The organism is Nonomuraea sp. SYSU D8015 (assembly GCF_008065375.1).
Taxonomy (GTDB): Bacteria; Actinomycetota; Actinomycetes; order Streptosporangiales; family Streptosporangiaceae; genus Nonomuraea.
This window is the reverse complement of record NZ_VJYI01000004.1, coordinates 629,694-651,972: the sequence shown is the minus strand read 5'-3', so window position 1 is coordinate 651,972 and position 22,279 is coordinate 629,694. Positions and strand designations below refer to the sequence as shown.

General features: G+C 70.8%; 19 protein-coding genes and 1 pseudogene. 5 read left to right on the top strand and 15 right to left on the bottom strand.

Annotation, left to right across the window (positions count from 1 at the left end; translation table 11 throughout):
• Positions 1-5: 5 nt before the first annotated feature.
• From ID574_RS22330 to ID574_RS22315, 5 genes and pseudogenes are all read right to left on the bottom strand, one after another.
• On the bottom strand, positions 6-1,421 hold the full coding sequence (locus ID574_RS22330) for a sensor histidine kinase (protein ID WP_223166954.1): 1,416 nt from the start codon (positions 1,419-1,421) through the stop codon (positions 6-8).
• Complete coding sequence (locus ID574_RS22325; protein ID WP_188190848.1) at positions 1,418-2,095, bottom strand: response regulator transcription factor; 678 nt, start codon at positions 2,093-2,095, stop codon at positions 1,418-1,420. The genes ID574_RS22330 and ID574_RS22325 overlap by 4 nt, the downstream gene beginning before the upstream one ends.
• A 44-nt stretch (positions 2,096-2,139) precedes the next feature.
• Positions 2,140-2,493, bottom strand: coding sequence for a hypothetical protein (locus ID574_RS59975; protein WP_223166953.1), 354 nt, complete (start codon positions 2,491-2,493; stop codon positions 2,140-2,142).
• Positions 2,484-2,924, bottom strand: coding sequence for a DUF2201 family putative metallopeptidase (locus ID574_RS59970; RefSeq protein WP_223166952.1), 441 nt, complete (start codon positions 2,922-2,924; stop codon positions 2,484-2,486). Before ID574_RS59970 ends, ID574_RS59975 begins: the two co-directional genes overlap by 10 nt.
• Before the next feature lie 471 nt (positions 2,925-3,395).
• A pseudogene (locus tag ID574_RS22315) lies at positions 3,396-4,456 on the bottom strand (AAA family ATPase).
• A gap of 244 nt (positions 4,457-4,700) precedes the next feature.
• Between ID574_RS22315 and erm the strand changes: the two are divergent.
• Entirely contained in the window at positions 4,701-5,528 is an 828-nt protein-coding gene (gene erm / locus ID574_RS22310; protein WP_188190847.1) for an ErmE/ErmH/ErmO/ErmR family 23S rRNA (adenine(2058)-N(6))-methyltransferase, read from the top strand.
• On the opposite strand, the gene ID574_RS22305 is transcribed toward erm, so the two are convergent.
• Entirely contained in the window at positions 5,517-6,908 is a 1,392-nt protein-coding gene (locus ID574_RS22305; RefSeq protein ID WP_188190846.1) for a hypothetical protein, read from the bottom strand. The two genes, erm and ID574_RS22305, sit on opposite strands and share 12 nt — an antisense overlap.
• 117 nt (positions 6,909-7,025) lie before the next feature.
• Here ID574_RS22305 and ID574_RS22300 point away from each other — a divergent pair, with 117 nt between their 5' ends.
• Positions 7,026-8,594 carry a molybdopterin-dependent oxidoreductase gene (locus ID574_RS22300; RefSeq protein ID WP_188190845.1) on the top strand — a complete coding sequence of 523 codons (1,569 nt, stop codon included), beginning with the start codon at positions 7,026-7,028 and terminating at the stop codon, positions 8,592-8,594.
• On the opposite strand, the gene ID574_RS59965 is transcribed toward ID574_RS22300, so the two are convergent.
• The 8 genes from ID574_RS59965 to ID574_RS22265 all read right to left on the bottom strand — a co-directional run bounded on the left by ID574_RS59965 (position 8,587) and on the right by ID574_RS22265 (position 18,291).
• A complete protein-coding gene (locus ID574_RS59965) occupies positions 8,587-9,111 on the bottom strand; it encodes a glycoside hydrolase family 18 protein (RefSeq protein ID WP_223166951.1) in 525 nt (174 codons plus the stop codon). The two genes, ID574_RS22300 and ID574_RS59965, sit on opposite strands and share 8 nt — an antisense overlap.
• Before the next feature lie 53 nt (positions 9,112-9,164).
• Entirely contained in the window at positions 9,165-9,824 is a 660-nt protein-coding gene (locus tag ID574_RS59960) for a glycosyl hydrolase family 18 protein (RefSeq protein WP_223166950.1), read from the bottom strand.
• Positions 9,766-10,125 (bottom strand): hypothetical protein, encoded by a 360-nt coding sequence (locus ID574_RS22290; RefSeq protein ID WP_188190844.1) that lies wholly within the window; start codon positions 10,123-10,125, stop codon positions 9,766-9,768. The genes ID574_RS59960 and ID574_RS22290 overlap by 59 nt, the downstream gene beginning before the upstream one ends.
• Positions 10,126-10,300: 175 nt before the next feature.
• The gene (locus tag ID574_RS22285; RefSeq protein ID WP_188190843.1) at positions 10,301-11,734 is read right to left on the bottom strand and encodes a carbohydrate-binding protein; all 1,434 of its coding nucleotides are present in this window, start codon (positions 11,732-11,734) and stop codon (positions 10,301-10,303) included.
• On the bottom strand, positions 11,731-13,299 hold the full coding sequence (locus tag ID574_RS22280) for a chitinase (protein ID WP_188190842.1): 1,569 nt from the start codon (positions 13,297-13,299) through the stop codon (positions 11,731-11,733). The genes ID574_RS22285 and ID574_RS22280 overlap by 4 nt, the downstream gene beginning before the upstream one ends.
• Before the next feature lie 289 nt (positions 13,300-13,588).
• Positions 13,589-15,415 (bottom strand): M14 family metallopeptidase, encoded by a 1,827-nt coding sequence (locus tag ID574_RS22275; RefSeq protein ID WP_223166949.1) that lies wholly within the window; start codon positions 15,413-15,415, stop codon positions 13,589-13,591.
• A 404-nt stretch (positions 15,416-15,819) separates the two neighbouring features.
• Positions 15,820-17,208 carry a cellulase family glycosylhydrolase gene (locus ID574_RS22270; RefSeq protein WP_188190841.1) on the bottom strand — a complete coding sequence of 463 codons (1,389 nt, stop codon included), beginning with the start codon at positions 17,206-17,208 and terminating at the stop codon, positions 15,820-15,822.
• Positions 17,209-17,430: 222 nt separating this feature from the next.
• Positions 17,431-18,291 carry a TIGR03619 family F420-dependent LLM class oxidoreductase gene (locus ID574_RS22265; RefSeq protein ID WP_188190840.1) on the bottom strand — a complete coding sequence of 287 codons (861 nt, stop codon included), beginning with the start codon at positions 18,289-18,291 and terminating at the stop codon, positions 17,431-17,433.
• A gap of 101 nt (positions 18,292-18,392) precedes the next feature.
• On the opposite strand from ID574_RS22265, the gene ID574_RS22260 reads away from it, so the two are divergent.
• The 3 genes from ID574_RS22260 (at position 18,393) to ID574_RS22250 (ending at position 21,101) form a co-directional block, all read left to right on the top strand.
• Positions 18,393-19,586 (top strand): serine hydrolase domain-containing protein, encoded by a 1,194-nt coding sequence (locus tag ID574_RS22260; protein WP_188190839.1) that lies wholly within the window; start codon positions 18,393-18,395, stop codon positions 19,584-19,586.
• A gap of 3 nt (positions 19,587-19,589) precedes the next feature.
• Positions 19,590-20,243, top strand: coding sequence for a leucine efflux protein LeuE (leuE, locus tag ID574_RS22255; protein ID WP_188190838.1), 654 nt, complete (start codon positions 19,590-19,592; stop codon positions 20,241-20,243).
• A 216-nt stretch (positions 20,244-20,459) separates the two neighbouring features.
• Positions 20,460-21,101: a VC0807 family protein gene (locus ID574_RS22250; RefSeq protein WP_188190837.1), complete on the top strand. Its 642-nt coding sequence runs from the start codon at positions 20,460-20,462 to the stop codon at positions 21,099-21,101.
• Between the two features lie 8 nt (positions 21,102-21,109).
• Here the strand turns inward: ID574_RS22250 and ID574_RS22245 are convergent, their stop codons facing one another.
• Positions 21,110-22,273, bottom strand: a complete 1,164-nt coding sequence (locus ID574_RS22245; protein ID WP_223166948.1) for a sensor histidine kinase — start codon at positions 22,271-22,273, stop codon at positions 21,110-21,112.
• Positions 22,274-22,279: the final 6 nt, after the last annotated feature.

Sequence of the window (22,279 nt, the reverse complement as noted above, 5' to 3'; positions counted from 1 at the left end):
GCTGTTCAATGCGGGCTGGGAGCCGCCTCGGAGTCAGGTAGGAGTACGCGGAAGGTGGCGCCCTCGCCCGGGGCGGTGTCCAGGTCGACGCGGCCGCCGTGGGCGCGGACGATGGCGGCGACGATGGACAGGCCCAGCCCGGCGCCGCCGTCGGCCCTCGACCTGCCCTGGCCGACCCGGTAGAGGCGGTCGAACAGGTGCGGCACGTGCTGGGGCGGGATGCCGGGCCCGGTGTCCGACACCTCCAGCACGGCCATCCCGCCCGTCCTGCCGACCTGGACCGTGATGGCGGCGTCGGGCGGCGTGTGGCAGAGCGCGTTGCCGACGAGGTTGGCGGCCACCTGGCGCAGGCGGGCCTCGTCGCCCAGGATCGAGACGGGCGCGAGCGAACCGTTCAGGCCGGTCAGCCTGACCTGCCGGTCCGGTACGCGTACGCGGGCGTCGCGGATCGTGTCGGCGGCGACTTCGAGCAGGTCGACGGGACGCCGGTCGAGGGGGCGTTCCTCGTCGAGCTGGGCCAGCGTGAGCAGGTCGTTGACCAGCACGCCCATCCTGGCCGCCTCGTCCTCGATCCTGCGCATCGCCTCGTCGGCGTCGCCGCCGCCCCTGCGGTGCAGCTCGGCGAAGCCGCGCACGGAGGTGAGCGGCGTGCGCAGCTCGTGGGAGGCGTCGGCGAGGAACCGGCGCATGCGGGCCTCGGAGTCGGTCCTGGCGGCGATCTCGGACTCCAGGCGGTCGAGCATGACGTTCATGGCGCGGGCCAGGCGGCCGGGCTCGGTGTGCGGGTCGTGGACGGGGACGCGGCGGGAGAAGTCACCGCGGGTGATCTTGCCGGCCGTGGCTTCCATCCTGGTCAGGGGGCGCAGACCGAGGCGTACCACGGCGGCGGCGGCCAGGCCGAGCAGGAGCAGCACGAACGCGCTCACCGCGACCGCGATGGCGACGGCCGAGGTCTGGGTCTGTTCGAGTTCGCCGAGCGACTGCGCGACCACCAGGACGCCGCCGGCCGACAGCTCGACGGCGCGGACGCGCCAGGACGGCCCCGCGGTGCCGGGCACGGTGTACGGCTCGCCGATCTTCAGCTCGTCGATGACGGGGCCGGGCTGGCTCTTGACGGCGGGGGCCTGGAACACGAGCGTGCCGTCGGGGTCGTAGACCCTGAGCTGCTCGATGGCGGCGATGCGCTTGGCGAGCGGATTCTCCAGGTCCAGGGTCGCGACCGGCCGGGCGGTCACCTTCTTGAGGTCCTTCAGATCGGCGATCTTGCTGGAGGTGCTGAGCTGGGCGTCCACGCGTTTCATCATGTTGTCGCGCAGCAACGCGATCCCGACGACGTTGGAGAGCACGAGGGCGACCGTGGTGAGCCCGAGGATGGCCATGACCAGCCGGGTGCGCAGGGTCCAGGTGGCGGGCCCCCTCATCGCGGGGTCCTCAGGGTGTAGCCGACGCCGCGCACGGTGTGGATGAGCTGCGGCTCCCATTTGTCGATCTTCTTGCGCAGGTAGTAGACGTACGACTCGACGATGCTGGAGTCGCCGTCGAAGTCGTAGCGCCAGACGCTGTCGAGGATCTGCGCCTTGCTCACCACCCGGCCCGCGTTGGTCAGCAGGTATTCGAGCAGGTTGAACTCGGTGGGCGACAGCTCGACCGGCACCCCGGCCCGGCGCACCTCGTGTGCCTGCGGGTCGAGCTCCAGGTCGGCGTAGCGCAGCACGTCGTCCGGCGGCAGGGAGCGGCTGCGTCGCAGGATGGCGCGGATGCGCAGCACCACCTCCTCCAGGCTGAACGGCTTGGCCACGTAGTCGTCGGCGCCCAGCGTGAGGCCCCGCACGCGGTCCTCGACCTGGTCGCGGGCGGTCAGGAACAGCACGGGCACGCGCTCGCCGAGCCTCCTGGCGACCTCGAACCCGTCGAAGTCCTCCAGCATCACGTCGAGCACCACGATGTCGGGGGCGAACTCCCTGGCGGCCGCCACCGCCTCCGCGCCCGTCGCCGCCGTCCTGACCTCGTACGAGACCAGGCGCAGCGTCTGGGACAGCAGGGCGCGGATGTTCGGCTCGTCGTCCACGACGAGCACCCTGGCCGGTCGATCCATGGTGCAAGGATTACCCCAGCCACCTCAAAGCAGGATCAAAGCGCTCACTTCACGAAGAACACCGGGCCGCGCGGCCTGAACGGCAGCGACGCGCCCTGCGGCACCAGGAACGCGTGCTCCCTGCGGACGCGCAGCACCTCGCACTCACCGTCGGTGATCACCAGGATGGGCCCGTCCGGTGGGAAGTCGCCGGCCTGCTCGAGCAGCCGGACACCCGGCTGGAGGACCGTGCCGCCGCGCCCGCGCACCCTGACCTTGCCGGCGATCTCCTCGACCGGCAGATAGCCGGCGTCGTAGGCGGCGGCGTCCCAGAACACCACGCGGGCGCGGGGCACGTCGCGGGCGGTGGCGTAGGAGGCGATGGCGCCGAGCGCCTTGCCGAGCAGCTTCACGTCCATGGAGCCCGAGGTGTCGAGAACGACCCCGAACGTGGCCTTGCGCACGACCTCCTCGGGGCGCACCCAGCCGGGGCGCGGTATCCCGGGACTCGACGCCTGCCGGCGCGAGGCGCGGGCGTAGGAGCGGCGCTTCTCCTCGGGCTGGAAGTGCTCGTCGAACCAGCGGGCCAGCTGGGCGTCCCAGGGCAGCGGCGGGTGGTCGAGCACGTCGCCGAGCCCGCGCCCGCGCAGGGTGGCGAGCTTGCGCAGGCGACGTTCCACAGGTACGGGTCGCGCATGCCGCACCGCTCGCCGTGGCGGAGCGCGGCGTGCAGCATCTCGTGGGCCAGCACGAAACGCCATTCGAGCTCGGAGTGCTGGGCGAGCGGGTTGACGTAGATCTCCCCCGCCTCGGCGCTGACCGCGGCGATCGAGGCGGAAGTCGGGCTCACCCGGCGGCTCGAACTGCGCCGGGACCGCCAGCCTGCGCCACTGCGCGGACAGCGTCACCTCGTCGTTGTCCGGCAACTCGGCGGGGAGCGGCGGCCAGGGACAGCGCCCGATCTTCAGCGTGCGCAGGAACCGCTCCACGACCAGGCAGCAGGCGGCGTGGTAGGCCGGGTGCGGGAGGTCGCCGTCGACGTCCTTCGGCGCGCAGACCCGCGGGTCGGCGTGGCCGAACCCGAGGTGGAGCAGGAGGTGGGCGAAGACCCACATCCACTCCTCGGCCGGGGCGCGGCGTTTGGGGTGGTAACGCACGTCGCCGTCGTCGGTGACGATCGCCCAGGTGTCGTTCGCCAGCTCGCCGTCGTCGGCCTCCTCCAGGAAGGAGCGGTAGACGCGGAACAGCGGATGGGTCGCCGTGGCGTGCCAGGCCTTCATGAGCTCGGCCCGCCACGGGTCCACCTTGGCCTTGGCGCGGCTCATGACCGGACCGCCATCAGCCGCGGCACGTCCCTGCCGACCTCGACCAGGAACCACGTGGGCAGCGCGGGGGCGCCGTCGGCGTCGTTGGCTATCACCAGCTGGGCGCACTCGAGGGAGATCTCGGCCAGCTCGACCAGCAGCGTCTTGGCACGGAAGCCCAGGTCGCGGCCCCGGGCGGAGGATCCGCGCTTGTCCGCGGGGAGCTCCTTGATCAGGCGGGCGCGGAACGCCTCGGCCAGGAAGTAGAGCAGGTCGCGCTCCTCGGGCCGGCGGGGCCAGGGGGCCTCGCCCTTCAGCACGGCCTCCAGGTCGTAGGCGTGCCGCACGGTCTTGACGTACGCGCGGAAGGCCGAGGCGTGCGTGGCGGTGAGCGTGCCGAACGCCAGCATGGCGATCGTCTCGTCGGGCACGTCGTCACCGTAGGAGAGGAGCACGTCGGAGAGCATGCGCCAGGCCCGGGGCGAGGAGAACGGCTCCTCGGTCTTCGGCGGCGGGCTCCACAGGTGGTCGGGCCGCTGCACGAGGTAGTCACGACCCACGGGTGGATGCCGTTGGCGGCCGCCCACTTCAGCCAGTCGTCGGCCGAGGCCCGCAGGTGGACGTGGACCAGCCGGTTGATCAGCGCGGAGGCCATCGGGCGGGCGAGGGCGTTGTCGGTCGCGCGGTTGCCCGCGCCGATGACGACCGAGCCGGCGGGCAGCTCGTACGTGCCGATCCTGCGGTCGAGGATCAGCGAGTAGAACGCCTTCTGCACCTCCGGCGAGGAGGCGTTGAGCTCGTCGAGGAACAGGCAGTACGGCTCCGCGCGGGCGATCGACTCGGGCGGGGCGAACCGGCTGCGCCCGTCGACCAGCTCCGGCACGCCGATCAGGTCTTCGGGGGCGAGCTGGGTGCCGAGCAGCGTCACGCACTCCAGGCCGAGGGAGTCGGCGAACTCGCGGACCAGCGAGCTCTTGCCGATGCCGGGGGCGCCCCACAGGAACACGGGCCTGACCACGGCGACGTGCAGCAGCAACTCGGGGAGCTGCGCCGGGGTGACCGTGACCGTTGCCTGCATGCGTTCCAGGGTGACGAACCGGGCGCCTCCCCCGCATCACGTTTAATTGCGTTGCCCGGATGACGGGCCGCCGCCTACGGTGACCGGCATGGCATCCATGTTCTGCTGCCCCGTCTTCATTCGCATCCGCCGCAGCCGGGCTCTGGCCCGCTAGCGGACGCGATGCACTGAGGACGCGCGTCCGCACGCGTGCCCAGGGCCCTTCGAGACCCGTTCACTCTCGAGGACCCGGAAGGGCAGTGCTGTGGCGCAGCATTTCGCACACGGAAATTACTCTCACACCCAGAAGAAGGCCCAGAAGGCAGGGAATACCGGGCGTACGGCCCGGGATCGGGCGCGGCGCACGCTCTCGCAGAATTTCCTGGTCGACAGGCATGCCCTCGACCTCGTGGTCAAGGCCGCCGCTCCCGAAGGGCTCGTGCTGGAGCCCGGCTCGGGGGAAGGCGTGCTCACACTGGCGCTGGCCGAGGCCGGCGCGCGGGTGGTCGGCTACGAGATCGATCCCCTGCTGGCCGGCAGGCTGAGCGCGCGCACGCGCAACGATCCCAGGATCGACGTGGTCAGGGGCGACTTCACGCTCGCCCGGGCGCCGCGTGAGCCGTTCGCGGTCGTGGGCAACATCCCCTACTCGGTCACGTCGAAGATCGTGGACTGGTGCCTGCGGGCGCCGGGGCTGACCGCGGCGACGCTGCTCACACAGCGGGAGTACGCCCGCAAGCGCACGGGCGACTACGGCCGCTGGAGCCTGGTCACCGTGGAGTCGTGGCCGTGGTTCAGCTGGCGGCTCGGGGAGACGATCGGCAGGGAGAGCTTCCGCCCCGTGCCGGCGGTCGACTCGGCGATCCTGCTGATCCGGCGGCGGCCCGAGCCGCTCGTCCGGGGCCGCCGCTCCTACCAGGAGCTGGTCGAGCTGGGGTTCGCCGGCGTAGGCGGCTCCGTGCGGGCCTCGCTGAAGACCCGCTACCAGGGGGTGGACGCCGCGCTGGAGGCGGCGGGGGTGGCCCGCGACGCCGTCGTGGGCCACGTCCACCCCGACCAGTGGGTAACCCTGTGGAGGCGCCTATGCGGCTGAGCTGACCTTCGCCCGCCCCGACTGCTCCAGGGAGGGGACCAGGCCCGGGGCCGTCGCGACGCGGCGGCCCCACGGCATGGCCAGCGCCAGGATCGGCAGCAGCACGATCGAGGCCCGCGACCAGTCCTGATGCAGGTACCACCACGTGGTGACGTCGAACTGGGTCATGTAGAGATAGCCGTAGCCGGACCAGAGCGAGACGGCGATGATCGCCGGCCAGGCGAACCGGGTGGGCCGGGCGACCAGGAACGGCATGAACCACAGCAGATACTGAGCGCCCAGCCGGGGCGTCACCACCATGAAGACCAGCAGGATGGCCGTGGTCATGTCGATCGGGTCGGCCCGCCGCCAGAGGAGGATCACCGCGATGACGCACGCGTAGATCAGGTTGGTGCCGAACGAGGCCAGGTCGGGGCGCAGCGCCCAGTCGCCGCCCGTGAACCACGGCGTCCAGCCGTATTCGCCAACGATGGGCCGGATGTCCTGGATGGTGTGGATGACCTGGGGGATCTGCTGGAGCGACGTGCCCGCGAAGACCGGCAGCGTGACCAGGAAGAAGATCGGCACCAGGCCGGTGGTGAACAGGGCGGCGACCCGCGAACGCAGGTTGGGCAGGAGGAGCAGCATGCCGGGGATCAGCCAGATCGGCCAGCTCTTGGCGCACAGCGCCAGGCCCATGAGCAGCCCGGCCAGCGCGCCCCGCTTGAGGAGGGCCCGGTCGTCGGGGCCGGGCAGCAGGGCGCGGTGGAGCATGCCGCCGCGGCCGATCACCCGCGGGATCGAGGCCCGCACGCCGTACGCGGCCACGCCCCGGCGTACCTTTGCGACCACGTCGGTGACCATGCCGGGACGCTCGGGCGCGCCGGGACCGCGGGCGACCACGAACGCCGCCACGCCGAACACGAGCGCGACCGGCTCGACCTGGCCGTGGACGGAGGCGATGAGCAGGGCCAGCGGGTTGAGCGCGTACTGGAGGGCGCGCAGCGACGCCCTGGGGCCGCCGGCCAGCTTGGCCACCAGCGGGATCAGCGCGATGTCGGCGACCACGGTGACCAGGCGCCCGGCGTATTCCCAGGGGATGCCGAGCCACAGCAGGATGCCGTACACGTAGGGGATGGTCGGCAGGAAGTGCCAGCCGCCCTCGCTGGCCAGCACAGGGTCCTCGCCCCGCAGCACCGCCTCGCCGGCCGGCTTGAAGCTCTCCACGAAGTCGACGGGCTGCCATGAGTCGATCGCCGAGGTGTACATGATGAGCACCCGTACGACCACGCCCACGGCGATGGCGACGAGGAGAGGTGGCCGCCAATCGCGCCATTGGGCGACGAGGGCGATCAGGACACCGGCGACGAGGACTATCCCCGTGAGTACTGCGTAATCCATGGCGGGATCTAGCCTGCCGCAACAATCTGAGTGCCGCTACCTGGGGTTCCGATTCTAATCCCCGACATGCCGACACGTATCGCGATACGGCACCACGGTGTGTGTTCAACTTTTTGCATGGGGGGATCGCAGGTCAACCAGGCACTGGTCAGGCTCTACTTCGAGGTGAGGGATGGGCTGCGCGACCCTGTCGCGGCCTGGGCGAAACTCACAGGGAACTCTCAGCAATACACCAGGATGAGAGGCGAGCGGCGGGTCCCGCTCGACGACGGCACCGCGGCCGAGCTGGCCGCGGCCGCGATCGTGCACACGGCCGCGGAGCACGGCCCCGAGCGGGTGGCGGCGCTCGCCACCTCGCCGCTGGCGGGGCTCGTCGGCGGGCTCGGCGGCGCGGTGCTGACCGAGCATCCCTGCGCGCCGGAGCAGGTGCTGGGGCCGCGGTTCGCCGGTCCGGGGGCCGACGACTGGGCGCGGGCGGCGTACGTGCTGCTGTGGGGAGAGAACAACCGGCTCGTGCGCACGGCCGACACGCCGTGGGTCATCGCCGGGCGGTACAAGGGGCAGAAGGTGGTCGCGATCGGCACCCACCCGACGCGGCTGTCGGACGAGACGCTGGTCGTGCGGCCCGGCACGGACGGGGCGCTGGCCATGGCCATGGGACACGTGCTGCTCAAGGAGTTCTTCCTGGACAGGGCGCCGTTCGACGGGCACGCGATGGAGCGCACCGATCTGCCGTTCCTGGTGCGGTTGCGGCCCAAAGACGGGGCGTTCGTGCCGGGCGGGGTCGTGGCGGAGGGCCGGCGGCTCAGCGTGTACGGCGGCGAGGCGGCCGAGGTGCTGTTGCCGCGCTTCGACGACGGGCCGGGGGTGCTGCGGCGCGGCGTGCCCGTGCTGCGCGACGGCGACGACGTGCTGACGACCGTGTTCGACCTCGTGCTGGCGGTCTACGGCGTCGCGCGTCCCGGTCTGCCGGGCGTCTGGCCGGCCGGGTACGACGACCGCGCCGAGCCGTACACGCCGGGCTGGCAGGAGGCCTGCACCGGCGTGCCCGCGTCACGCGCACTGAAGATCGCCCGCGAGCTGGGCGTGACGGCGGAGAAGACCGGCGGGCGGTGCATGATCGTGCCGGGGCGGCTGGAGACGCCGCACGCGGACACCGCCTACCGGGCGATGCTGGCGCTGCTCGTGCTCACCGGGTGCGGCACCGGCTGGGCGCAGGCGGGCGGGGCCGGCATCCCGCTGGTGCCGTACCTGTGCCTGCACGCCTGCGGGGAGGACCGGTCGGACGTGGGCGCGCTCAGCTGGGCGCTGGCCGAGGGCCTGTTCGCGCGCCGCACGTCGCGGTCGGTGCTGCTGGAGGCGGTGCGCGACGGCTGGCCGATGGCGCCGCCGCCGCGCGTGCTAGCCCTGCCGCGGCCGATCTACCCGCTGCCGCCCGACGTGGACCTGCTCATCGGGCCCGACGACCACTGCGACCTGTCGCCGCCGGACGCGCGGCTGGTGGCCGACGCGGTGTCCAGGATGCTCGGGCGCCCGCCGGCGGCCGAGCCGGACGGCCCGCCCGCCGGCGGGCGGATGCGGCTGCTGGTGGACCACGCCTGGATGCACGAGTACGGCGAGGCCCTGCCCACCTACCGCCCGCCCGGCCTGGGCGTGCCGCTCAAGCCGACGCAGCTCGTCAGGTGAGGGCGTCCAGATAGGTGCGGTGGCTCCTGGAGAACTCGTATCCGTTGTGCTTGTCCCAGTTGATCGGCCAGGCCATCAGCCCCTTCAGGCCCGGGTAGACGCCGCGGGGCCGGTAGGCGCCGCAGCCGGCTCCCTTGGCCAGGCAGTCGAACGCCTTCTGCACCTCGGCCACGGTCGTGAAGCCGTTGCCGGCGTTCGGCGGGGCCGGCAGGCCGATGGCGACCTGGTCCTGCCGCAGCGGCGGGAACACCTTGGCCGGGTCACCCGTGATCGGGAAGCCGGCCAGCAGCATGTCGGTCATGGCGACGTGGAAGTCGTGCCCTCCGATGAAGTGGTACTGGTCGTCCAGGCCCTTGATCGGGCCGGAGTTGTAGTCCTGGACGTGGAGCAGGGTGAGGTCGTTCCGCAGGGCGTGGATGACCGGCAGGTAGGACGCGCTCCTGTTGTCGGCGGCGCCGTTCGGGCCCGGGCCGTAGAACTGGTAGCCGAGCTGGACGAAGAACGTCTCCGGGGCCATGGTCAGCGTGAACCGCGCGCCGTAGCGGCTCTTGAGCGTCCTCAGCGCCGAGATCAGGTTGACGACGACCGGGGTGGTGGGGTCGGCCAGGCTGGTGTCGCCGGGTTGAGATAGAGCGAGTGGCCCTCGAAGTCGATGTCGAGACCGTCGAGGCCGTACTTGTCGATGATCGCGGAGACGGACCGGACGAACGTGTCCCGTGCCGCCGCGGTCGTGAGCTGGACTTGGCCGTTCTGGCCGCCGATCGAGATCAGCACCTTCTTGCCCTGGGCCTGCTTGGCCCGGATGGCGGCGATGAAGTCGGCCTCGGACTCGACGTTCGGGCACTCGGCGGCCGGGCACTGGCGGAACCGGATGTCGCCCGAGGTGACCGAGGTGGGCTCGCCGAAGGCGAGGTTGATGATGTCCCATTCGCTCGGGACCTCGCTCATCCTGATATATCCGCACCCGTTGGCGAACGAGGCGTGCAGGTAGCCCACCATGAGCCGCTTCGGCGACCCGCCCCCGCTGGTCGTGGCGCCGCTCGCCTCGGGGCTGTAGGCGGAGCAGTTGCCGGCGGCGTCGCAGGCGCGGACCTTGAAGCGGTACGTGGTGGCCGCGGCCAGGCCGGTCGCCTGGTGACTCGTCCCCGTGACGGCCACCGGGGCTCCGCCGTCACGCGAGACCTCGTAACGGGCCACGCCGACGTCGTCCGTCGCGGCCGACCAGCTCACCGAGAGCGAGGACGAGGTGGCGCCGCCGACGGGCGACATTGCCCGGCACGGTCGGGGCGTGGGTGTCCGGCGTGCCGCCCGGCCCGTCGAGCACGACGTCGTCGGCCAGGTACGCGCCCTGGCCGTACCAGCCGTTGACGTGGACCGTCACCGAGGTGGTCGAGGGGCCGGTCGTGAAGGAGGTCCTGAGCTGTGCCCACTGGGCGCCGGGCGCGCCCCACGTGCCGGCCTCGACGCCGCCGCCCGTGGCGCCGAGGAAGACGTAGGCGCCCTGGACCCATGCGGAGCGCTGCACGTCCATCCGCTGAGGCCGCTCTCGAAACCGGGGTTGGCCAGGACGTTCGCGGCCGCGGCCGGGGAGGCGTGGAGTGCGGTGACCCCGAGGGCGAGGACGGCCGCCAGTGCGCTGAATCTCATGGGAGCTCCTTCGCAAGGGCCCGCCCCCCGATGCGGGGGGCGGGCCAGGGGGTCGCGGGTCAGAAGCCGGCGGTGATCCTGGTGAACTCCCAGTCGGACTGGGCGATGCCGCTGCAGTTCGACACCACGCCGCCGCCCGGGCAGGGGCGGTCGCGGTTGACGGACCAGTACGCGAGCCTGGTCAGGCCCTTGGACCTGGCCCAGTCACGGATCTGCGTCCAGGTGGCGGGGGTGGTGAGCTCCTGCTGGTCGGACAGGCCGTTCATGCCGGAGATGCCCATGCGGGCGTACGCCTGCGCGTCGGTCCAGCCGAACGCGTTCTTGAGGGCGTTCTTCAGTCCCTCGGAGGCGTTGACGGTGTCCTGGTAGATGTTGGAGCTGCCGAAGTCGAACGGCATGATCGTGTAGTTGTCGATCGGCACGCCGAGGGCCCTCGACTGGTTGATCAGCCGGATGCCGTGGGCGTTGGGGCCGGTCCGCGTGGTGCCGAAGGTGACGACGACCTTGACGTTCGGGTTGTTCTGCTTGACGATCTTGAGACCGTTCAGGATCCGGTCCTGAACGGTGTAGTTCTCGAACTCGTCGGTGTTCTCGATGTCGAAGTCCACGACGGCGGGGCCGACGGCGTTGATGACCTGCTGCACCGCGTTCGCGAACGCCTGCGGCGTGGAGCAGTTGGGGCCGAGCTTGTTGCCCGACCAGCCGCCGAAGGAGATCTGGACGCTGCCGCCCTTGGACTTGATCGTGTTGATCGCCTGCTGGTCGGCGCCGCCGGTCAGCGGGCGGTTGCCGTCCCAGGCCGGGGTGCAGCCCCCGCTGGACAGGATGAACGCCATCGTGAACGACCTGACGCCGGTCGCGTCCATGACCGTGCCCGGGTTGGGCGGGTTGCCCCAGCCCATGTAGAGGTAGGGCGCGCCGGCCATCTTGCCGGGGTTGGTGGGCGGCGGGCCCGAGGTGGTCGTGGCGGTCACGGAGTTGCTGGCGCCCGACACGTTGCCGGCCGCGTCGCGGGCGCGCACGGTGTAGGTGTAGCTGGTCGAGGGGTTCAGGCCGCCGTCGGTGTACGTGGTGCCCGTGGCGGTGCCCACCTGCGTGCCGCCGCGGTAGACGTTGTAGCCGGTCACGCCCACGTTGTCGGTGGAGGCGTTCCAGGCCAGCGAGACGCTGCTGGAGGTGACGCCCGTCGAGCGGAGGTTGCCGGGCGTCGAGGGCGCGCTGGTGTCACCGCCACCGCCGGTCGAGGGCTTCCAGAGCGCGGGCACGTTCGGCGGCTCCCAGCCGGGCTGGGAGGTGTGGGCCTGGATGCAGACGTAGTCGGCGCCGTTGTGGGTGACGACCGCGCCGATGGCGTACGAGGTCCACGGGGCCCAGGCGGCGGCCAGCTGCTGGACCGCCCCGTGGGCGGCGGGGGCGCCGGCGGTCAGTCCGGCGCCGGTGAGGGCGAGGACCGTGCCGGCGAGTAATGCGGTGAGTTTGCTGCGAAATTTCATGGCATTCCCTGAAGGTGCGGCTTGACGGTCTTGGAGAACGACCAGTTGTTGCTGGCGTCCCAGTTGATGGACCAGGTCATCGCGCCCCTGATGTCCGGGTAGGCGCGCGGCGGCACGAAGGTCCCGCAATTGGTCCGCTTGGCCAGGCAGTCGAGCGCCTGGTTGACGAGGGCGGGCTGGACGACGCCGCCGCCCGCCGCGCCGGGCCCGGCCGGCAGGCCCAGCGCCACCTGGTCGGGGCGCAGGCCGTTCTCGAGCTGGATGCAGGCCAGCGCGGTCATGAAGTTCACCGAGCCCTGGGCGTACGCGAAGGCCTGGTCGCAGCCCAGCATGGGGCCGGAGTTGTAGTACTGGGTGTGGACGACGGTGAGGATGTCCTTGATCGACAGGGCGAGCTTGAAGTACTCCATTCCGGTCGACTGCATGTCGATGGTCTGCGGGGCCATCGTGATGATCAGGTCGGCTCCGGCCTTGGCGCGCAGCGCCCTGAGCGCCTGGGCCATGTACGTGGCGTTGAGGCCGTTCTCCAGGTCGATGTCCACGCCGTCGAAGCCGTAGCTCCGCATGATCGCGTAGACGGAGTCGGCGAACCTGGTCGCGGCTGCGGCGTCGGCCACCTGCACGCGCCCGGCCTCGCCGCCCACCGAGAGGATGACCTTCTTGCCCCGCTGGTGCAGGGCTTGGACGTCGGCCCTGAACTGCGCGTCGGTGTAGCCGCCGACGGCCGTGGCGAGCGCCGGGTCGAGTGCGAACGTCACCTCGCCGGGGGTCGCGGTGGCCTCGCCGAACGCGATCGCCACCAGGTCGTACTCGTTGGGGACGGCCGACAGCTTGAGCTCGGCGGCGGCGTTGACGAAGTTGTGCCAGTAGCCGGTGAGGAAATGCTTGGGCAGCGTCCCGCCGCCGCCCGTGCACCCGCTGGTGGTGGCGGTCACGGGGTCGCCGGCGACCGACTCTCCTTGGGCGTTGTACGCCTTGACCGTGTACGTGTGCGTGGTGCACGCGCCGAGGCCGGAGATCGTCGCGCTCATGCCGGTGACCGTGGCCTTCACGGCGGCGCCTTCGTAGACGCGGTAGCCGGTCACGGTGCCCGTCGACGCTCCCCACGTGAGCGTGATGGAGGTGTCGGTACTGGTGGCCGAGGCGGCGCCCGGCTTGCCCGGGACGCCGGGCTGCTGACCGCCGCCGCAGGAGGCCCCGTTCAGCGTGCAGCCGGTGATGCCCGGGAAGTTGCCGGGGCTGCCGTTGAAGCCGAAGCTCACGCTGGCCCCGGCGGCCAGCGTCGGCGCCCAGCTCGGGTTCGTGAACGTGTAGTGCCGGCCGCTCCTCGACATGACCGCGTCCCACGCGGATGGGATCGAGTAGCCGGCCGGGACGTCGAACTGGACGTTCCAGCCGTTCATGGCCGTGGACGTGCCGTTGGTGACGGTGACCTTGCCCTCGAAGCCGGAGCCCCAGTCGGCGACCTTGACGAAGGTCGCGGTGGCCGCGGCGGCGTGAGCCGGCGGGGAGATGAGGCTCAGCGCGAGGGTCGCCAAGGCGAGGAGGATCGCGCGGTGTTTCACGGGTTCTTCCTTTGGGGGGTGGCGGGGGCCGTACGGCTCGCGCCGGGGGGTGAGGGCGCGAGCCGTACGGCGTCGGGCCCACTGGTGGCAGGTAGGGGCCCTGGGGAGTTACGCGCGGTCGGTGTGTCCTTTGCGGGGGCAGTAAGGATTTGTCCGGTTGATGATTACTTTTAGGAAACTTTCCTAAGAGTTGTCGCGATCGTAGCTTTGACACCCCGTCCTTACAAGACCCAAAACATGACTCCGCCGTACGAGGCAGGCCCTCGTACGGCGGAGAATGCGGCGCGATCTACGGTTGCCGGGTGATCCTGACGTCGTCGACGCCGGCCTCGACCAGGGAGGCGCCGGAGGCGTCGGCGGCGTCGACGAGGATGCGGACCGTCTGGCCCGCGAACGCGTTCAGGCTCGCCGTGGCCGTGGCCCACGAGCCGTTGCGGTTGGTGGCCGCGCCGGCCTGCTGGAGCACCGTGGACGTGGTGTCGCCCACGACGCGGACCCTGAGGTAGTCGGCGCTGGAGGAGTTCGAGCCGTGCGCCAGGTACCACGACAGGGACAGGTTGAGCGCGCCCGTGGACGGGAGCGTGATCGGCGGTGACTGGATCGAGGTGATGCCGCCGTCGATGTCGTACGCGCCTGCCGACGAGCCCGCCAACCGGCCGGTGACCAGGTCGTTCGTGCCGCTCACCGTCGTGCCGAGCTGCTTGGCGCCCGACGACGTGGTGGCCTCGGGGTCGCCGCGCTCCCACTGGCCCAGGGTGGCGGTGTCGGTGCCGTTCGGGTTGACGGTCCAGCCCGTGGCCGTCTCGAAGGTGTCGGAGTAGACGGTGACCGGCGGGTTGCCGGTGCCGCAGTACTGGGCCTCCTTGCCGATGATCCGGTAGACGCAGTCGGCGTGCTCGAGGAAGCGGAGCACGGCCTCCCGGTTACGGGTGGTCTGCGGGCCGATCTGCTCGTCCGGCGGATAGAAGCCGGGGTTGGAGCCGGTCGGGTACATCTCGAACGTGAAGCTGAAGATCTTGTAGACGCCCCACATCCAGTCGTTGATGGTGCCGTCGGTGATGTAGAGGTCGCTGGACTGCTCAGGCGTGTAGCCGTTGGTCGAGGCCATGTTCTGGCCGAGCGTGGCGTGCGCGTCCCGGTCGTCCTGCGTCAGGCCGGGCGCCGTGTCGGCGAACGTGTAGCCGTAGGGCCAGAGGATCAGCTCGCTGTAGGTGTGCCAGTCGATGTGCGCCTTGATCTGCTGGGTGCCGCCGACGACGCGGCTGCGTACCCAGTTGGCCGCCGCCCTGACCTCGGGCGCCGACTCCGCGCTCGCGCCGCGGTACGTGTCGCTGGACGGCGAGCCCGAGGAGCCGCCGCAGCAGCCCCAGTTGTAGGCCCAGTTCCGGTTCATGTCGGTGCCGACGGCCGAGGAGCCGGAATTGGGCTGCCGGTTCTTGCGCCAGGAGCGGTAGCTGCCGGTGGCGATGTCGTACTCGCCGCCGTCCGGGTTCATGTCCGGCATGATCCAGATTTCCCGGGTGTTGACCAGGTTCGTGATCCTGGCGTCCGTGCCGTAGTTGTCGGCGAGCAGGTGCATGATGTACAGCGCCATCTCGACCGTGAGGTGCTCACGGGCGTGCTGGTGCGCGGTGAACAGCACTTCCGGCTCGGCCTCGTCGGTGCCCACGTTGTCGCTGATCTTGATGAGGCGCAGCGCCCTGCCCTCGTACGAGGTGCCGTAGGTCGTCTGGCTGACGATGTTCGGATGGGCCGCGACCAGGGCGTTGATGTTCGCGGTCATCTCCGCGTAGTTGTGGTAGCCGGAGTCCGCCGGCGGGAAGTCAAACGCGTCGGCGGACGGGGGTGTCGGGCGCGGGACCTCCGCAACCCGGTAGCCGAGCCGCTTGATGGCGGCGACCTCGGCTTCCGTGGCCGTGACCAGGACCGACTGCGCGGTCACCTCCTCGATGGCGGCGCCGGTCGCGGCGACGGCGCTGCGCTGCTGGGCGTTGGACGGCCCTTCCACGCGATACAGCTTGTTGGGCGGCGGCTCCGCGGCGGCCCCCGCTCCTGTCATGCCGGTCAGGCTGATCAGGCTGAGGGCTGCGAGCAGGATGACTAATCGGCGTTTCACCTCGTCCTCCTCAGGCGCTCGGGATTCGGGTGTTGACGGGCGCCTGAACTGAGAGTGAAGAGGCGGGGATCGCCGGGAAAGGCCCAATTTTCCGGACGTCCGGATCACCACGCCACGGCCCCGTTTTCCGCCCCCGCCCCTCCGCCGAAGGTCCGCCGCCTATGGAGCCGCCGACGCCTCCACGGCCGACGATCGCGCCGACTGGCCACGCGAATCCCCACTCCCCAAGAAGACCTCAGCCGAAGTACGGCAGGGGACGCAGAAGCAGAGGGCAGCCGCGACAAGGTGCCGAAAACGGCCTTAGCACGCGCGCACCGCACGGGCTACGGGGGCGGCCGGGGCAGGGGCGTGCGTGTTCCCATGAGCGGCCGGCCAGGGTGGTCGGGCCCTGGCCGGCCGAGGGGTCAGAAGTCGTCAGGGGTGCGGATGCGGTCGCGGACCCAGACGCCCGCCGGCTTGAGCCGCGAGGTGCCGGCGAACGGGCCGCTCGGGCAGGTGCCCTCCGTGAAGACGGCGCCCGAGCGGAAGTCGTCGGAGAAGTTCCAGTTGACCCAGCTGATCTTCTTCTGCGCCATCAGGTCGAGGTACTGCTGCGCCCGCGTGAAGTTGTTGGACCCGTCGCCGGAGGCGGTCTGGGTGCCGAACTCCGTGACGAACATCGGGATCCGGTCGGCCGCCCGGGACAGCGCGTTGAGGTATTCGCTGCCATGGGAGGCGGCGTAGAAGTGGAAGGTGTACATGATGTTGGTCGCGTTGACCGGGTTGTTGATCACCTCGGTCTCGGTGGCGCCGTCGGAGACGCCCAGCGACGACCAGGCACGGGTGCCGACGAGGATCGGGGTGTCGGGGTCGTGCTGCCTGATCACCGGAATGAGCTCGTGGGCGTAGTTCCTGACCGTGGACCAGGACACGCCGTTGGGCTCGTTGGCGATCTCGTACAGGAGGTTCTTCTTGGCGTTGTGCCGCTGCGCGATCTCGGTGAAGAACGTCTTCGCGCGGGACAGGTTGTAGTTGGGGTCGCCCGGGGTGAGCATGTGCCAGTCGACGATGGCGTACATGCCGCGGGCGGCGGCCTGCTCGATCAGGTTGTGGACGCGGTCGGTGAACAGGCGCGGATTGGTCTCGTAGCCGTCTTCCTGGATGTACATGGAGATGCGCAGGACGTCGGCCTTCCAGTCGTTGGCCAGCGCGTCCAGTGAGGCGGTGTTCAGGCACTGGTAGTACCACTGCAGGCCGTGCGAGCTCATGCCGCGGAGCTGGATCTGCTTTCCGTGCTCGTTGCAGAGCCGGACGCCGCACACCCTGAGCTGCCCGTTGGCCTGGACGGGGGTGCCGGCCGAGGGGGCGCCGACGACGAGGCGGTCGAGGTTGGGGCCGCCGTTCGCGGTGGTGGCGGTCGCGCGGACGGTGTTGGCGCCCGCGTTGAGCGTGGTCGTGACCGAGGTCTGCTGCCACGTGGTCCAGGCGCCGGTGCCCGGGAAGTCCTTGGTGGTCGCGGCGCCGTTCACGGCGATGGCCATCGGGCGGTTCGCGGTGGTGCCGTTGGCGTACCTGAAGGTGAGGGTGGCGGGGCCGGCCGTGGCGGCGTCGACGGCGAACTCGACGTACGAGCCGGTGACGTTGGCGTAGTTGACGAAGCCGGTGCCGCTGTAGCCGGCGTGGTTCGACTCGGCCGCTCCCTGGGAGATCGTGGCGTCCTCGGCCTCGTACGTGGTGGCGGCCTGAGCAGGCACGGCCTGTAAGGAGGCGACGACGATCGCGGCCAGCGCGGCGACGCGCAGGAATCGTTGCATGGGAGAACGCTCCCTGTTCATTAGGAAACTTTACTAACCGGCAAGGGGAGCGTAGATGCGCGACCTGTCGGCGGACAAGACCCAAATTTGACCGAGCCGGTCAAACCGGCAGCACGGCGATGACACACCACCGCCCGCCCCGCTGCCGGCGACTGCGGGCCGGGGCGGGGCGGGCGGATGCGGCGCGTTCAGGTACAGAGCGCCGTTGCGGGCATTCCGCGATCAATGGGTATTGAGCTCCCGGATGCGCTCGACCATCTCGTCCGGGTCGCCGTCGAACGGGTTCCAGAAGACGTGGTCCACGCCCAGCGCCCTGGCCTTGGCCAGGTCCTCCGCCACCTGCTCGGCCGAACCTGTCAGCGGCATCCGCTCGTCAAGCGGCCGCTCGGTGATCGACCCGTTCACGTGGGCTACCAGCGGCCCCTGGCCCTTGCCGTACGCCTCCGCGGCCTGCCTGAGCCCGTCCCAGGCGAACACCACCACGGTCAGCCCCAGCCCGAGCCGGGCCGCCCGCTCGATCGCGGCCGGCGCTCCCGCCCCCGCCAGCAGCGTCAGCCCGGTGGGCTTGGGGCCGATCTGCGATTCGGGGATGGAGTAGAAGCGGCCCTCGAACCGTACCGGGTCGGGGCCCCAGCAGGCGCGCATGGCGGCGAGGTGTTCCTCGAAGCCCGCGCCGCGCCGTTTGGCGGAGACGCCCGCCGCGTCGAACTCCTGCTGCATCCACCCCTGCCCCAGGCCGATCATGGCCCGCCCGCCGCTGAGCCGGTCGAGCGTCGCCAGCCGCTTGGCCAGCACGACCGGGTTGTGGAACAGCGTGCCCAGGACACTGGTGCCGAGCCGGATCGTGCTCGTCTTGGCCGCGACGTACGCCAGCGTCTCCAGCGGGTCGTAGGCGAGGGCGTTGGTGTCGGGCAGTTCCATGGTCTGGTCGGTGCCGGCGAGCGCCGCCTCGGCCGGCCGCAGGAGCCGCTCCCCCGCCCACACCGCCCCCAGCCCTGCCCGCTCCGCCGCCTGGGCGACCCTGACGATCGCCTCCGGGTCCGCCTGCCGCCCGAAGGTGGGGAGGCTGATTCCGAGATCCATTTCGTGCTCCTCTCCGCTCGCCAGGTTGACCAGCATGACAGCGGAAAGTCATCGGTTGACCGGCCATTTACAGGCCATCTCTTTCGTGATCCCTTTGGGAAATGACCGTGCGAGGCAGCTGTGATCCGGGCTTCTCACAGGTCGCGGAGGAGTTCGAGGCCAACCTCGCCTCCCGCGGCGAGGTGGGCGCGTCCGTGTGCGTGATCGTCGACGGTGAGGTCCTCGTCGACCTGTGGGGCGGCCAGGCGGCGCCCGGCGTCCCCTGGCAGCGTGACACCATCGGGCACGTCTGGTCGTGCACCAAAGGCGCGACCGCGCTCTGCGCCCACATGCTGGCCTCGCGCGGTGAGCTCGACCTCGACGCGCCGGTCACCCGCTACTGGCCCGAATACGGCGCCAGGGGCAAGGACGCGACGCTGGTCCGGCACCTGCTCGCCCACCAGGCCGGGCTGCCCGTGCTGCGCGAGCCGCTGCCGCCGGGCGCCTTCTACGACTGGAAGCTCATGGCCGACCGGCTCGCGGGCGAGGAGCCGTTCTGGGCGCCGGGGACCGCGCACGGCTACCACGCGCTGACCTTCGGCTACCTCGTCGGGGAGGTGGTGCGGCGGGTGAGCGGACGCTCGCTCGGCGTGTTCTTCCGCGAGGAGGTGGCCGAGCCCCTCGGGCTCGACTTCTGGCTCGGTCTGCCGGAGGAGCAGGAGAGCCGGATCGCGCCGACGATCCCCGCCGATCCGCCCGAGGTGCCTCCCACGTTCTACGTCCGGGCGTTCACCGACCCGGCCTCGCTTCCCGCGCTGCTCCTGGCCCACGAGGGCGGCTACATGGCGCTCGGGGAGTCGGACAGCCGGGCGGCGCACGCGGCGGAGTTCGGCGCCGTCGGCGGGATCACGAACGCCAGGGGCCTGGCGGGCATGTACCGCCCGTTGTCGCTGGGCGGCGGCGACCTCGTCAGCAGGGAGCACCTGGCGCTCATGGCGCTCACGGCGGTGGCGGGCGGCGACGCGGTGCTGGCCGTGCCGACGCACTTCTCCCTGGGGTTCATGAAGGCCGTGGACAACCGGCACCTGCCGCCTGCCGACAGCGAGGGCGCGCTGATGTCGGCGACCGCGTTCGGGCACGCGGGGATGGGCGGGTCGGTCGGGTTCTGCGATCCGGCGGCCCGGCTGGCCTTCGGCTACACCATGAACAAGCAGGGCACGGGGCTGGGGATCAACTCGCGCGGTCAGGCCCTGGTGGACGCGACGTACCGGACCCTCGGCCACCAGCGGATCAAGGGAGGCATCTGGTACACATAGCCCATGTTCTTCGGCATCACCGACTTCTGGGCCTACGTGATCGGGGCCTTCCTGATCATTCTCCTGCCCGGGCCGAACTCCCTGTACGTCCTGAGCTTCGCCGCCCAGCACGGCGTGCGCCAGGGCTACCGGGCGGCGGCGGGCGTCTTCGCCGGCGACACGGTGCTGATGTTCCTCGCCGCCGCCGGCGCCGCGTCCCTGCTCCGCTCGAACCCGGCGCTGTTCACGGTCGTCAAGTACGCCGGCGCCGGCTACCTGGCGTGGATCGGCTTCCAGATGATCAGGGGCGCCGTGCGGTCCTGGCGCGCCCGGGCGACCGGCGACACCGCTCCCGCGCCCGTCGTGGAGCACCAGCCGCGTCCGTTCCGCAAAGCCCTGGTGATCAGCCTGCTGAACCCGAAGGCGATCCTGTTCTTCGTTTCGTTCTTCGTCCAGTTCGTGGACCCGGCGTACCCGATGCCGGCCCTGTCGTTCCTGATCCTCGGCGCGGTGATCCAGGTCTTCAGCGTCCTCTACCTGACGGCGCTGATCTTCGGCGGCACTTTCCTGGCCAACCAGTTCCGCCGCCACAAGAAGCTGAGCGCCGGTCTGACCTCCTGTGTCGGCGCCGTTTTCGTCGGGTTCGGCGCGAAGTTGGCGACGGCTTCACTGGGTTGAAAGTTCGGTTCAAGGCTCTGCTGATTTCGTAGAGAACAGATGGAACGTGTCAAAAGAGGCAGTCGCACTCCTGCGGCTCGGGTACGGTAGGCCACCGGCGTGCTTCCCGGGACGAAGGGGTCCGCCGCTGCGGTTAGCGCGAGCGGTCCATCTGGAAAGCCTGGTCCCTCGAAGCCCGGGTAGTCGCTGGATCGTCGGCCTATCTGCGGAGCAGCCTTGAACCATCCCCCAGTCACCCTTCCACGCCTTACCGCGCTCGCCCGGCAGGCGGCACCCAAGCTGCTCGAGAGCGTCGTCGCGCCATTGGCGGTCTTCTATCTGGCCATGGTCGTCCTCGGATTCCAATGGGCGCTCGTCGCGACCGTCGCCTGGGTCTATCTCGGTGTGGCATGGCGCCTGGTCAGGCGGGTCAAGGTGCCCGCGACCATGTGGCTGGCGTCGTTCGCGATCACGATCCGCGCCCTGGTGTCGTTCTGGACGGGCACGTGGATGTGGTTCTTCATCCAGCCGGAGATGGGCACGATCTGCATCAGCATGGCCTTCCTCGCCTCGGTCCGGCTGAACAAGCCGATCGTGCAGAAGCTCACGCTCGACTACATCCATCTGCCGTCGGCGGTGCTCAAGCACGAGCGGATCCGCAGGTTCTTCGCCCGGATCACGTTGCTGTGGGCGTTCGTGCTGCTGATGAACTCGACGTTGAGCATCGCCCTGGCCGTCTACGAATATCTGGCCGGTTCGCTGGGCTGGTACATGGTGCTGCGGACCTCGGCGGTGGCCGTGATCAGCGGTTGCGCGATCGCGTTCTCGATCGTCGCCTTCAAGCGGGTGCTGCACCGGCTGCACGTGGCCCACGTCTGACCGCTCGGTCAGCGGGGATCCTCCTCCTCCGCACCGGGCAGATCGACGATCAGCTCGAAGCCGTTTCCGACCGGGCCCGCGGCCAGTGTGCCGCCCGCCAGCCGTACGCGCTCGCGCAGGCCCGCCAGCCCCAGACCGCCGGTCCGCGACGTGGGGCGGGAGCGCGGCGGCCCGTTGCGCACGGTCACGCGGTGCGGCGTGACGGAGACCCGTACGGCCGCGCCGGGCGCGTGCTTGGCGGCGTTGGTGAGCCCTTCCTGGACCACGGCGCCGGCCAGACCGGGCGCCGGTCCGCCGGCCAGGTCGAAGGTGATCGCCATGCCCGAGTCCCTGGCCCGCCTCACCAGCTCGGCCACGTCCTCGTCCACCGGTGACAACGGCGCCGCGTCGGAGTCCTCACGGAGCAGTCCGATGATCTGGCGCAGCCGCTCCGTGGCGTCCGCGGCCGCCAGCCGCAGCTCCCCCGCCGCCTTGGCGTGCGTGGGATCGAGCCCGGGGGCCAGCTCCAGCCCGGCGGCCCGTACCGCGATCAGGGCCAGGTCGTGGCCCAGCGAGTCGTGCATGTCCCGCGCGATCCTGGCCCGCTCGCGCAGCCGTGCCTGCGCCTCGGCCGACAGCCTGGCCTCCTGCCGCTGCTGGATCAGCCTGCGCCGCAGCAGGCCGAGGAGGTACGGCACCAGGTAGGTGCCGAGCAGCCCGCTGACCATGGAAACCCACAGCGCCAGATCGCCGCCCATGGCCAGCACCGCGCCCACGCCGAACGCCGCGATCGCCCAGAACGCAGCCGACGCCGGCCAGATCCTGATCAGGCGTCGGCCGGTGAGGTAGGCGTACCACATGATGAACGGCGAGGTGGCGAGCACCGGAAGGATCTTCACGTTGCGCCTGGGCAGCAGCCAGGTCAGGTCCACGGTGGCGAACCCCTCGGTGAAGCGCCACGGCCCCAGCGGCAGCAGCAGCACCACGGCGGCCAGCGGCCAGCAGCGGCCGACCAGCACCGCCACCGCGGCCAGCGCGATCCTGGGCACGGTCACCATGCCGAAGGCGGCCGGATCCTTGAAGACCGGATCGGGGCCCATGGCGGTGATGAAGATGGCGAGGCTGAACCAGAGCAGCACGTCGTAGACCACCTGTCGGCGGCTCTCCCTACGCAGCAGGCGCAGATACTTCACGCACCG

Coding starts and splice junctions, on each gene's coding strand:
- ID574_RS22330 (WP_223166954.1), bottom strand. CDS start 1,421: ATGAGGGGGCCCGCCACCTGGACCCTGCGCACCCGGCTGGTCATGGCC.
- ID574_RS22325 (WP_188190848.1), bottom strand. CDS start 2,095: ATGGATCGACCGGCCAGGGTGCTCGTCGTGGACGACGAGCCGAACATC.
- ID574_RS59975 (WP_223166953.1), bottom strand. CDS start 2,493: ATGGACGTGAAGCTGCTCGGCAAGGCGCTCGGCGCCATCGCCTCCTAC.
- ID574_RS22305 (WP_188190846.1), bottom strand. CDS start 6,908: ATGGATTACGCAGTACTCACGGGGATAGTCCTCGTCGCCGGTGTCCTG.
- ID574_RS22300 (WP_188190845.1), top strand. CDS start 7,026: ATGGGGGGATCGCAGGTCAACCAGGCACTGGTCAGGCTCTACTTCGAG.
- ID574_RS59965 (WP_223166951.1), bottom strand. CDS start 9,111: ATGGCCCCGGAGACGTTCTTCGTCCAGCTCGGCTACCAGTTCTACGGC.
- ID574_RS22290 (WP_188190844.1), bottom strand. CDS start 10,125: ATGGACGTGCAGCGCTCCGCATGGGTCCAGGGCGCCTACGTCTTCCTC.
- ID574_RS22285 (WP_188190843.1), bottom strand. CDS start 11,734: ATGAAATTTCGCAGCAAACTCACCGCATTACTCGCCGGCACGGTCCTC.
- ID574_RS22270 (WP_188190841.1), bottom strand. CDS start 17,208: ATGCAACGATTCCTGCGCGTCGCCGCGCTGGCCGCGATCGTCGTCGCC.
- ID574_RS22265 (WP_188190840.1), bottom strand. CDS start 18,291: ATGGATCTCGGAATCAGCCTCCCCACCTTCGGGCGGCAGGCGGACCCG.
- ID574_RS22260 (WP_188190839.1), top strand. CDS start 18,393: ATGACCGTGCGAGGCAGCTGTGATCCGGGCTTCTCACAGGTCGCGGAG.
- leuE (WP_188190838.1), top strand. CDS start 19,590: ATGTTCTTCGGCATCACCGACTTCTGGGCCTACGTGATCGGGGCCTTC.